Origin of the sequence: Citrobacter sp. Cpo090 (assembly GCF_030332665.1) — a bacterium.
Classification (GTDB): domain Bacteria; phylum Pseudomonadota; class Gammaproteobacteria; order Enterobacterales; family Enterobacteriaceae; genus Citrobacter; species Citrobacter portucalensis.
Map to the genome: position 1 here is coordinate 1,537,819 of NZ_JAOWHK010000025.1, position 12,848 is coordinate 1,550,666.

A 12,848-nucleotide genomic window follows, 5' to 3' on the forward strand; every position below is an offset into this window, starting at 1 on the left:
ATCTACTTTAAGAATAGTTAATGATTCTAATAAATACAGAGAATATCTGTTTAATCTGGAATTAATAAGGATACGTTCACAGCACAGAACGTTATACGAGATTTAATTAACATTTCACGTGTCGCAAGAAACTCTTTTTTGACCTAAAAAAAAGAGGCGGCCGCTTGCATCAAAATTTCAAGGAGATCGTTATGTCAAAGGCTATTTTTTTGGGTGACTCAATTTACCCTTGGCTAGGCATGCGAGAAATCCTACGTGGCTCATCATTATATATTGATATCTCGTATTACTCCTCCCAGACGCTTTCTGCTGTCAAAATGCTCCCTTGTGAAACGGATTGCATCATCATTAATCCTGACAAATCAGATTTTTTAAAATATGCCAGGATTATCCGCAACATGGCTTTACGACCTGTCACCAAAATTATTGTTTTGGCAGATGAAGCTACTTTTACTCTTTTTCAAACCGTTTGCGGGAAGAACATGTTGTTTCTTGATCAAGATGCCAGTCTTGATCGGCTACACCATGCCGTCACACGTATCATAAAGAACACAAAACAACAAAATATCAAAGAATTACACAACAAGATCACAGCGAACGAATTCAACGTAATGATGATGCTGGCCCGAGGATGGTCACTGACACAAATCGCCGGGGCATCACAAAAAAGTGAAAAAACCATCGGGGCGTACAAAAGCAATATTGCCAGAAAACTCGGCAAAAATAACACCCGGCTCAAGTACACCATTTCTCACTATAGCCAGCCGTAACTGACTTATTTAAGGACAATTATCACGGTTATTATTTAAAAAGGTTCTCTTTCGACTCGCTTTTTTAATTCCGCATCGCACGGAAGGGAACCCTATTTCCAAAATCTATTACCGGGTAGCACATCCGCGTGCCAACCATAGCCAACAACTCAACGTATTAACACATACATAACAGGAATGTAGACGAGGGTTATATATGAACAAAGTTTACAGCATTATTTGGAACGCGGCGCTCGGTATCTGGGTGGTCGTTTCTGAATTAACCAAAGGAAAGAAAAAAAGCAGCTCGCGTAAAACGGTTGCAGTATTGGCAGCAGGTGCATTAAGCGCTGCGTCAATGCAGGTTTCCGCTGATCCGATTATCGATATCGGTGATCACAATATTTTCACCGACTACCAGGCAGGTATTTTCGCTGGAGTTGATCCGGATGTGCATAATTACGGCTTCTTATATGAAGATAACACAGCGGGTCAGGCGCTCAATATAAGCGGGGCGATCCCAACGATCAGTCCGGGTCAAAGTGGTGTTGTCGATTCGACCACCATCAGAGAACTGCTGCAAAACGGTAAAATCACGCTTAAGGCCACCAGCCCTGACCAGAGCGTAAAAACGATTACTACCGCTGAAGAACTCGCGGAATACCTGACATACAACCGGTCGTTGACGCCTTCTCAGAGCACAGATTTTTCTATTAACGACCCGGCGTTTCCTGGTGAAGCAGCATCAATTAAAGTCTTTGATACCCAAGAGTTAAGTAGCTTTCTTACCGAATCACAGATCGGCGATTCGGTATTAAATACCTACGATGCAACGCGCACTGAAATCTATAAGCAATTTGGCATCGCGCTAGCGACGAATGGGGCCACGGCCAACCTGGATATTGGCAACGACGCGCTCAATGTACGAAACAAAGCCAATACCATTGAGTTACTGGCCAAAGACTCCTCGTTGTTGGAAGCGCAAGGCACTGACAGCCAGGTGAACTGGCAATCCGATAACTATATAAAATTTAACGCCGCTCCCGTTATCCCTGAAAAAACGTTTGCTGGTTCAGCGCAAACCTCCGTGTTTGGCGATGAATTTTCGCTCATGTCCTACGGCTATGATGCAGACGGCAATGTCGTCGAAAAGGGTGAGCGCACATTTACCATTACCAGTACGCAGGATCTGGCCGATTTTAACGACTGGCTGTTGGGTAAAAGCAGCGACGCAGCGGAAACCCCTGAAGGGCAAAAGGTCAGCCAACTGCAGCTATGGCTGGATGTTAAGAACGGTGATATCACAACCGTCGCCGCCGCGCAGGCAAAATACGCGGAGCTGATTGATGGCTTGATCAACTCTAGCAAATATTCAGACGTGCTCACCTGGGATTACGACGTCTGGACCGACGGCTTGTCACATAGCAATAACGCAACCGCTGGCCGCGGTGAGCTGCATGCTATTTACGCCAACGGTGCAGGCACCTCCGGCACCCTGAACAAAGATGCGATTATTGCCGTTGACGGCAGTATCAATGGCGTCATGAAAGCCCTTGATGGCGGGGTTATCACCAACCTCGGCGAACTGAACGCATTACGCACATCTACCGGACAGAGTCTGGCGATTGGCATGCTGGCAAAAGACGCGACGGCAACCAACAACGGGATCATCAACTCCGGGCTGTTTATCGACAAAGACGGCAACCAAAACGTCAACAGCTATGGCGCATTTGGCATGCAGGGGCAAGGCACCAGCCAGATGACTAACGATGGCACGATTAACCAGGCCATCACCACCGATAACTTCGGTACCGCGTCGGCAGCCGATCCCTGGAGCAAAGACGTACCCGACTCTTCGCTGACGCTGGCTATTGGGATGCAGCTGTCTGACGATTCGCAAGGCATCAACAACGGCGATATCAACATCGTAGATGGGCGCAAAAACGGTGCATCCTTTGCCAAAGGCACCGCTTATGGCGTAGAAGTCGCTGGGAATGCCACCTTTACCAACGCTCAGGATGCCTCAATTTATCTTGGTCGCGACGCAAGCGATCCGTCTAAAGATATCACCATGGCTGGCGGCTCTAGTCTGAGCGCCGGGATCATGACCAAGAGTGCCAAAGAGGTGATTAACAACGGTCTGATCACACTGGGAACTGGCATACGCAACGCCGCGGGGATTCTGGTCGGGAATGCCACGGGCAACGTACTCAATACCGGCAATATCGTGATCAATGGAGGTTCTGACGGGGGCAACAGTAAGAACTACGGCATTTCCGTACGCGACAGCGGCGCGGAAAATAATCAGGAAATCCGCAACGACGGCAAGATTAGCGTTAATGGCATCAATAATGTGGGGATCCACGTCAGCGCCAATAACAAAAATGCCGAAGTCACCACCAGCGCTGCAGGCTCTATCGTGGTGGACGGTGAAGGTGGCGTTGGTAGCCGTAACTACGCCATCTGGGCTGAAGGTGGCAACAACGGTAAGGCTGTGGTCAACGTCTACTCCAACATTGCGCTGGATAAGGCCGGTAACATCGGTGTGCACGTACGTGATAACGCCATCGCTAACGTTGACAGCCTGAGTAGCCCGTCATTTAACAGTACCGATCAAATTGGTTATTACCTGTATGGTAAAGGCGCTACCGCCAATATTGGTCAGGCGGTGATGAATGACAATGGTCAGGATCGCACCACTATTTTCCGTATTGCTAATGGCGCATTGCTGGCCGGTAACACGACTAACCCGAAAGATCAGTCCAGTTCCAACCTGAATCTGACTCTCAGCGGTAACAATTCTGTTGGCGTTCTCGCCACAGGTGCTGGCAGTAGCGTAGATACCGGTGAAGCAACGTTTACCGTTAAGGGTACCGACTCCGCGGCACTGGTTATCGAAGGCGGCGCGAAAGGGACTATCAGTGATAAAACCACTATCAATTTAACCGGCGAAAGAACCATTGCCGGGGTTGTGGATGGTCAGGCGCATCAGTTAAATGGTGACACGGAAGGTAATGCCACGAGCACTACCCTCACCTCGAACGCGAATATCACCTCTGAAACCAGCGGCAAAAAGGTTATCGCCTATGTGGCGAGGAATCTGGGTAACCTGATCCTCGATACCAAATCGATTATTGATCTGGCCAGTGTCGACAGCATCGGCGTTGATGTGCAAAAAGGCGGGAGCTTAACCAATAACTCTTCCAGCGCCCTGCATGTCAGCAACGGCATCGGTGTACGGGCTTCAGGCGCCAGCGCTCAGATTAAAAAACTGGGCCAGGTAGCCGTTGATGATGGAACCGCAGGTGTTCTGCTGACCAATGGTGCAAGCCTGAGTATTACCGGTAATACCGGCGATGCCATCACGACCAATGGTACGGCCGATGGTATTCGTCTCGATACGGGAGCCGGTAAGCTGTCTGCAAAAGGTGTGACTATCAGCGCGAAAGGGACTGGTGCTGGCATTCAAAACGATGCCAACAACACCGATATCACGCTCAACGACGTGACCATCAATGCCAACGATGGCCCAGGGATCCGCACCAGCGTGGCGCTGAATATGAAAGATGGGCTGAACAATATCCTCAACGTCAACGGGAAAGGTACCGGATTCGCTTTTGAGCAACGCGATGGCGGTTCGGTGACGGGCGATCTGACCATCGGCAAAGGCTATACCATTGAGGTACTAAACAGCGAAGGCAGCGGTATCCGCGCAAATACCAGCGGTCGTATCACCACCAATGCCGACATCAACGTGCATAGCAGCGCAGGCGGTTCGGCGATCATCGCGAAGAACGTCAGCGCGGTCACCAACACCGGCAAGATTATCTCTGCCAGCACCACCTCGCCGGTGATTGACGCCAGCGGCGACCGCAGTAAAACCGTTACCAACAGGGGAACCCTGCAGGCTACCAACGACACGGCCGTAGCCATTCAGTCCGGTAAAGGCAATGACACCATTGATATTAGCGGCGGTGTGACCAGCGGCGTAATCAATACCGGCGAAGGCCGGGACACCTTTATCTGGAGTAGCGGCACCTATGCTGGCGAAGTGAATTTCGCCGGTACTGGCGGTAACAATAAAGCTAACATCGGCAATGTGACGCTGGATAAAACACGCCACATCACTACTGAAGCAGGTAGCGGCAACGCCCTCACCTTCACAGATACGAATGGTGCGAAGATTGGTACGTTGGCTAGCGACAATCTGACCACTGGCACCAACATCGGCACCGGCTGGGATTCGCTGACCATCAGCGGCTCAAACGCAAATGTCCGCGTCGTAGAAAACCTGACGCTGTCAAGCAAAACCATCGCCGTGAACAATGGCGCAACCCTGAGCACCGGCGACCACGTCGAGCCGACCAGTACTGCGGCAAGCATTGGCGATTACGATGTCACCACCCAGGGCGTAGAAAGCAAGGTTATCTTCGATACCCAGGGTGATGCTTCAGCGGCGCAAATTTATCGCGGTATCATCAGCGGTGACGGGAAGTTCGAACGTGCGGCGGGCGGTACCACGGTCTTTACCGCCAACAATACCTACACAGGTTCTACCACTATCGCTCCAACCGGTACGCTGCAGTTGGGTGACGGTGGAAATACAGGCGAAGTCAGCGCCGTGTCTGACATTATCGACAACGGCATATTGACGATTAATCGCGCCAACACCGTGCTGCTCAACGGCGTGATCTCCGGTATCGGCGCGCTACAGCAAATCGGTGGCGGCATTACCCGTCTGAACGGCAACAACACCTATGCCGGCGACACCACCGTTACCAACGGCACGCTGCTGGTGAATGGCGATCAAAGCGCAGCGCGAGGTGCCACCACCGTTAGCGGCACGTCCACACTTGGCGGTAATGGCACTATCGGCGGCAACGTACTGATGAACGATGCCACGACCCTCAGCGCCGGTGACGGCGGTGCGGGTACGTTATCCATTAACGGTAATCTGCAGCTTGGCAGCAAAACGACCTCCGCTTTCGAACTGGGTCAGGCCTATACGCCAGGCGGCGCGCTAAACGATCTGATTAACGTCGCAGGCGATCTGCAACTGGACGGGACTCTGGATGTCACCACTTCACAGGGTGGTAACTTCGGACCGGGCGTGTACCGTATCTATAACTACGGCGGCACGCTGGATAACCAGACGCTGGAGTTAGGCGCGATACCGGATAGCCAGGATAAGAGCAATATTTTTGTCCAGACCTCCATCGACAAACAGGTCAACCTGGTGAACGCCAACGGCGTTACCCTGCAGTTCTGGGACGGCGCAACCGTCAATAAGAGCCACGGCGCGTCGGGCATTGAAGGCGACAGCAAAATTGACGGTGGCGATGGCAAATGGATGGCGATCGGCAGCCAGGGTGATAACAACTGGACCACCGCAACCGGTGAAGGTAACGCCCCTTGGGCACAGAAGTCCTTCGCCGTCTTCACCACCAAAGGCGGTACCGTTACCGTGGATAACGCCGCGGGAGAAGTTAACTTCTCCGGGGCACAGTTTGATGCCGATGGCTATGTCGTTAAAGGCGATGCGCTTAACGCGTATGCCACCACGGAAAACGCGACCCATGCAGGCCAGACGCCGGGAACCGGTGAACTGCTGCTGCGCGTTGGCGCCGGCGGCGCGGGGCAAAACTATACCGCGACCATTGAGTCCGTTATCCGCGAAGCCAGTACTGCTGACAAGTTGACGCTGGTAAAAACCGACCTTGGCCGTCTGATCCTCAGCGGTGACAACGAGTATCGCGGCGGTACGCGCATTGATGGCGGCACGTTGCAGATCTCCTCCGACAGCAATCTCGGCCAGAGCGGAACTGACCTGGCAATCAATAACGGTTCAACGCTGCAACTGGGCGCGGACCTGACCAGTAATCGCACCATTGAGCTGGGAGCGAATGAGAACGCAGCGGTGTTCGATCTCAATTCGCACCACTTCACGCCAACCGGCGAGATTACCGGCGACGGTAAACTGAAAGTCACCAGCAGCTCTAGCGATGCGGGCAGCACCTTGTCGCTCGACCGCGCCAACAGCTACAAAGGCGACACAGAAATTGCCGGTACCGGAAACGCCAACAATGTGACGGTCAACGTCAGCAAAACCGGAGCCTTTGGCAGTAATGAAAGCAGCACCGTGAATGTCAATAAGGGCGCGACGCTCAACGTCAGCGGGACAGATACCAGCCTGAAATCCCTGACCATGAACATTGCCGACAGCCTGTTAACGCTGGCAGATAACGTCACCGCAGCGAGCGCAATGCTGAACCTGACGGGCACGGCGAAAGCGGTGCTAACCAACAAAGCCACCGCGGGCAACGCGACGGTTAACGTGTCAAAAGACAGTACTCTGGCGCTGGAAGAAGACTCCAGCGGCGGCAATGCCACTGTGAACAACAGCGGATTGATGACCTTCGCTGACCAGGCGATGGCAGAAAATACCGTCGTTAAAAACCTGGCGGGCGGTAAGGTCGATATCAGCGCAGTCGACAGCGCAACGTCTATCGGCTCGTTGTCCGGTGCGGGTAATGTCGAACTGGGCAATAAAGAACTGTCGCTGGGTAATCTGCATCTTGATGACACCATCAGCGGCATTATCAGCGGCAACGACGGTAGCCTGGTGAAAATCGGTGACGGCACGTTAACGCTGACCGGCGACAACACGTACACCGGTACCACTGACGTCAATGAAGGTGTGCTGCTGGTCAACGGTAATCAGTCTGCGGCTACCGGCCAGGTGACGGTGAAAACCGGGGCAACGCTCGGCGGTAACGGTATTATTGGCGGCGCGGTTGATGTGCTGGACGACGCTCATATTACCGCAGGTGCGGCCATCAACAGCGTGGGTAAACTGACTACCGGTTCGTTGACGCTCAGTGATAACGCACAGCTGGATTATCAGTTTGGTCAGGCTTATACCCCGGGCGGCGCCTTCAACGACTTGATTGACGTAAACGGCGATCTGACGCTCGACGGTAAGCTCAACATTGAAACCTCACCGGGCGGAAGCTTTGATGTGGGCGTCTATCGTGTCATCAACTACACCGGCACATTGACCAACAATGTGATGGATATTGCTAACGCGCCTGAAGCGGCAGACAGCCTGTACGTGCAGACATCGGTGAAAAATCAGGTCAACCTGGTCAACCACGCCGGACTGACGCTGCGCTTCTGGGACGGCACCGGCGGTGAGAATGGCGAGCTGAAAAATAACGGGGTCATCAACGGCGGCGACGGTATCTGGCAATCCAGCCAGGGTAACGACAACTGGACAACCGATGAATCAACGCCGGAAGGCGCGCTGAACGCACCGTTTACTGATGCCGCGTTTGCCGTGTTCCAGGGTGAAGCAGGCAACGTGACCGTCGATAACAGCAAAGGCGACGTCATTATCAGCGGCGCGCAGTTCGCTACCGATGGTTATCGTGTGGGCGGCGAAGCCATTACCACCGATACGGCCAACACCCTGATTCGCGTTGGCGATGGCACAGTAGACGGCGCCAACTACACCGCGACTATCGACAGCGTTATCCGCGGTACAGGCGGCCTGAATAAAGGCGATCTCGGTACCCTGATCCTCACGGGCGACAACACCTACAGCGGTGGAACAACCATCACCTCCGGGACGCTGCAGGTAGCGGGCGATACCAACCTGGGTGCGGCAGATACGGGAATTACCTTTAATGGCGGTACGCTGAAGTATGGCGAAGCGTTTGATACTGCCCGTCAGGTGACGCTGGAATCCGGAGGCGGGACATTCGACACCAACGGGCATGACGTTTCTCTGCTGACGGAAGTCGAAGGTAACGGTCAACTGACCAAAACCGGTAAAGGCTCCCTCACCCTGACGCTGGATAACACCTACACCGGTGGCACCACCATCGAACAAGGCGTTTTACAGCTGGGTAACGGCGGTGATATTGGCAGCATTCAGGGGGATGTCGTTGATAACGGCGTACTCAACGTCAATCGTAGCGATACCCTGGCGCTAACCGGAAATATCAGTGGTAAAGGCCAGCTGCATCAGACCGGTAGCGGCATTACCGAGCTGCAAGGTGAAAACAGCTACAGCGGCGCGACGCTGATCGCCAACGGCGTGCTGCAAGCGGGTAATGCCAATACCCTGAGTGCCGCATCACACCACTATGTGGTTGCAGACACCACCTTGAACACTCAGGGTTACAACCAAACGGTAGCGGGCCTGAGCAACGGCGGTGATGTTTCACTCATCGGTCAGCAGACTGGCACAACCTTAACCGTCAAAGGGGATTACACCGGCGAAAAAGGGACTATCAACATGGCGGCTATCCAGAATGGTAGCGGCGCAGGCATTGCCGACCGTCTGATTATCGATGGCGGTAAAGCCAGCGGTAGCACGCTGCTGGATGTCGATGGTTCTGGTCTCGGCGCGCCGACCATTGGGGATGGTATCGAAGTGGTGACAGCGCTCAATGGCGCAACCACCACCGCGCAAACGTCGCGGGATGCCTTCCACCTTGCCGCCGATCGTATGGCTGCAGGTGCATTTGAGTACCAACTGCATGCGGGTAATGCTCAAGGCCAGGGTGAAAACTGGTATCTGAGAAGTGAATACCGTCCGGAAACCATGCTGTATTCTGGCCTCGCCAGCGTCGTACGCCAGGGTGATATTAGCCTGTTGGGTAACATGCACCAACGTATGGGTGACGAGGTTAAACCGGGCATTGATGAAGACAATCGCGCCTGGGCAAGAATGATTGGCTACTCCGGTAAAACCAAACTGGATGATGCGGCCGGTACGCAAACCAGCTCCCATACCATGGGCATTCAGGTCGGCGTTGATATGTATGCTAACGAAAGCTGGAAAGCCGGGATGTATACCAGCATTCTTGATATCGACAGCAACGTGAAAGGCACGAAGACAGGCAGCGATGGCAAAGGCGGTAACATCGATGACAACGCATTTTACGTTGGCGGTTATGCGACCTGGTTCTCGGGGGACGGTATGTATGTTGATAACGTCCTGCAGTACGGTAACCATAAATCCCGCCTGGAGGCGACCGGTAACAACGGCTCGTATACCGTCAGAGGCAACACGCTGACGGCGTCGACAGAGGTAGGTAAATCGTTCCGTTTAGGTGCCAGCGCATGGAGTCTGGAACCTCAGGCTCAGTTGATCTACCAGTACAGCGACTTTGATAACAGCACGCTGGATGGTGTGACCCCAACGAAAGTGAAAATGGATACCGCGGATTCCTTTACCGCGCGTCTGGGCGTGCGTCTGGTCGCTGACTATGACACCAACCATGGCAAATTCCAGCCGTACGGCAGGGTTAACGTCTGGCAGGGTCTGGGTTCAAAAGACAAAACGCACTTTAGCAATGCGGTAGCCACCACTACGCTGGAATCTTCACAGCAGTACTCCAGCACTGAAGTTGCTGCCGGCCTGTCATGGTCTATCGACAGAAACCTGCAGGTCTACGGTGAGCTGGGTACGCAATTCAGCAACGGCGGCAGTAAGTCGCAGGTAGAAGCGCCGGTCAATGCCTCTATCGGCTTTAAGAAATCGTTCTAAGCTGACATAAACTCGCCAGCCCCCTGTTCAGCAGGGGGCTTTTTTTTGCCGTTCAGGGCCGCCTGATGCGCTACGCTTATCAAGCCTACAGACTTAGCAGCAACGCGGAACAATCAAGGATTTGGGAAACGTAAATAAGGAGGGATTAACGATTATATTGTGCTAAGAGTGAAGGGATCTCTTCTGCCTGCACCGGGGGAGAAATGAAAAAGCCTTGAATTTTGTCACAACCAATCTGCATCAACCGCTCCAGTTGGGACTGGGTTTCCACCCCTTCGGCAAGAACTTCAATACCAAAATTATGCGCCAGGGAAATAATACCCTCAACAATCTTTGTCGATCGAGTGTCGGGCTCAATACCGGTGACAAATTCCTTATCAATTTTTAAGGTATCAAAAGGATATTTCAACAGGTAATTAAGATTAGCATGGCCGGTGCCAAAATCATCAAGCGCAAGCTTGACCCCTATCGCCTTTAATTCCGTCATATTTTTAGCCGCAATCTGACTGTCGCACAGAGGTGACGTTTCCGTCACCTCTATTTGGCATCGATGGACCGGCAATCCGGAAGAGGCAAGGTTTTGTCTGACACGTTGGGGTAACAGAGGATCGCAGAATTCAAGCGCGGAAATATTGACGGATAATACAATGGGGTCAGGCCAGGAAGCTGCAACATCCCACGGAGAGTGAGTAACCATATCTTCAATAGAAATAATATTGCCGCTATCTTCCAGTAAGGTAATAAAAACATCGGGAGAGATCATACCCATCTGAGGACTATTCCAACGCATTAATGCTTCAAATCCGCTTATACGCTGGACATGCAAATTGAAAATAGGCTGATAAACCATATAAAGTTGACTGGTATTCAAAGCTTTTTCAAGCGCAGTTAGCACCTCGTTGGAATTAAACATTCCCCTCTCCCTCTACAAATCATAAAATTAAAAACCAGTCAAAATCACTCCCGAATTGTATCTACTATTAGGTGTATTACATCAGAAAAGAATGGTCAGGTTAGGGTAAAAAAGACATACGATGGGTAAATCTGACAATTAACTTATTTAAATCAGAGGTATTGGTCAGGCCAAGTTTGGCAACGACTCTCATCTTATGTGCCTGAATCGTTTTATAGTTCAGGCTAACTAACTCAGAAATTTCTTTGGCTGTATAACCACTTACCAGTAAGTTCAGGATCTGCTGTTCTCTTTCGGTTAATCTCTTCTGCGAACGATACAGTCGGGGGTTCCATTTCCCGACTGATAATGTCGCCAATTGACCAAAATCACGCAGTGAAGATTTTTCAGTCAAAACTATTGTTTTCTCTACATATAATAACTCTACGCATAATTTCGCCACCAAACTATCAGCAACAATCACCACGATGTTATTATAAAATTTGAATCGGTTTTTATTCAAAAACTGAACAATGTCCGAACACGCTTGTTCATTATCAATGATATTAAAAACCATGGTTTGATGCTGGCATAATGATGACTGATGCAACATATCCTCAAACTGGAATGTTTTTATCGGCACATGTTTGCTGGTCAGGTAGGCAAACATACCATTGCCCACAAAATTATCACTGCCACACATCAACATCCTGTTCACCGTTCCTTATAAGCTTCTAATCTTGTTACTCATTAAAAATTTAATAATAATTTTCTCGACTTCAGTCTCTTCACGACGATTTTTAAAATCGAACTCACATGAGATCTGATGACAGGAATACAACTGGTTATCCTCATCAAACTCATTGATCGGGACAACATCGATCACTTTTAAATCCAGTTGTAAACTGCCAAATGTATCGAAATCCAGAGATGCATTTTTAATCACCGCATCTTTATAAAGAAAACGGGCGTTTACATCTTTAACAATTAACGCACAACCACCCTGCGAGATATTTTTAATCTTAAGAGAGTAGTTTTCTCCATTTTTGTAACGACCAAAACAGAAAAAGTCATAGCCCTTCAGGAATGAAAAACGCTGATTTTGTCTCTGCTGGGCAAAGAAAATCATATCCGGGATGAAGTAGGATAATCCTGCCTCCGCACCTGCTGCTGGGGTTTGTTCGAACCTGGCACTAAATTTTACAATCCCGCTTTCGCTGTGCAGGATAAAGTATTGGACCTTTTCAGGAACAATGTCTCCGTGTCCGGAGATAACAAACCGTTCGAAATCAACCTTCTCTAACTGCGTGATAACGCTACTGTCTCCACATAAGATTTCCAGTTTCGTTTTCTTATGCAGCTCTTCACGAAGGATAGCGATGATTTCAAACTTGTCTTCCTTTGCTAAGCCAAAGCTCATTCTAAAACCCTTATTTCCATATTTAAGATATGCCTCGCCTTTGGTTACTCACAAAACGCGAGATCAGCATCCACCCCTGGTGCTTAATTACCATAGTGGATTCCATGTCAAACAGTTGGTTAAAAGTTAAGTTTTTAACTATCTTTAGTCATTTATTGATACGTAAAAACATTTAATCAGGATTAATTCTAGCTTAAGACATGCCTAAAACCACGCGAACTTGTTGATTAA

Annotated in this window: 5 protein-coding genes; 2 read left to right on the plus strand and 3 right to left on the minus strand. The window is 50.7% G+C overall.

The features are described 5' to 3' along the window. Nucleotides 1-191 precede the first annotated feature (191 nt). The gene (locus OGY83_RS10135; RefSeq protein ID WP_079936991.1) at nucleotides 192-770 is read left to right on the plus strand and encodes a helix-turn-helix transcriptional regulator; all 579 of its coding nucleotides are present in this window, start codon (nucleotides 192-194) and stop codon (nucleotides 768-770) included. Between the two features lie 196 nt (nucleotides 771-966). Beyond that, nucleotides 967-10,305, plus strand: a complete 9,339-nt coding sequence (locus OGY83_RS10140) for an autotransporter outer membrane beta-barrel domain-containing protein (protein ID WP_286635797.1) — start codon at nucleotides 967-969, stop codon at nucleotides 10,303-10,305. Nucleotides 10,306-10,450: 145 nt separating this feature from the next. On the opposite strand, the gene OGY83_RS10145 is transcribed toward OGY83_RS10140, so the two are convergent. From OGY83_RS10145 to OGY83_RS10155, 3 genes are all read right to left on the minus strand, one after another. Beyond that, nucleotides 10,451-11,218, minus strand: a complete 768-nt coding sequence (locus tag OGY83_RS10145) for a putative bifunctional diguanylate cyclase/phosphodiesterase (protein WP_286635798.1) — start codon at nucleotides 11,216-11,218, stop codon at nucleotides 10,451-10,453. A gap of 100 nt (nucleotides 11,219-11,318) precedes the next feature. After that, nucleotides 11,319-11,900, minus strand: a complete 582-nt coding sequence (locus OGY83_RS10150) for a helix-turn-helix transcriptional regulator (RefSeq protein WP_172313039.1) — start codon at nucleotides 11,898-11,900, stop codon at nucleotides 11,319-11,321. A gap of 21 nt (nucleotides 11,901-11,921) precedes the next feature. Then, nucleotides 11,922-12,617 carry a flagellar brake protein gene (locus tag OGY83_RS10155; protein ID WP_079936995.1) on the minus strand — a complete coding sequence of 232 codons (696 nt, stop codon included), beginning with the start codon at nucleotides 12,615-12,617 and terminating at the stop codon, nucleotides 11,922-11,924. Between the last annotated feature and the right edge of the window lie 231 nt (nucleotides 12,618-12,848).

Bases quoted from the DNA above. Each gene is read 5' to 3' on its own strand.
- OGY83_RS10135 (WP_079936991.1), top strand. From the start codon at position 192: ATGTCAAAGGCTATTTTTTTGGGTGACTCAATTTACCCTTGGCTAGGC.
- OGY83_RS10140 (WP_286635797.1), top strand. From the start codon at position 967: ATGAACAAAGTTTACAGCATTATTTGGAACGCGGCGCTCGGTATCTGG.
- OGY83_RS10145 (WP_286635798.1), bottom strand. From the start codon at position 11,218: ATGTTTAATTCCAACGAGGTGCTAACTGCGCTTGAAAAAGCTTTGAAT.
- OGY83_RS10150 (WP_172313039.1), bottom strand. From the start codon at position 11,900: ATGTGTGGCAGTGATAATTTTGTGGGCAATGGTATGTTTGCCTACCTG.
- OGY83_RS10155 (WP_079936995.1), bottom strand. From the start codon at position 12,617: ATGAGCTTTGGCTTAGCAAAGGAAGACAAGTTTGAAATCATCGCTATC.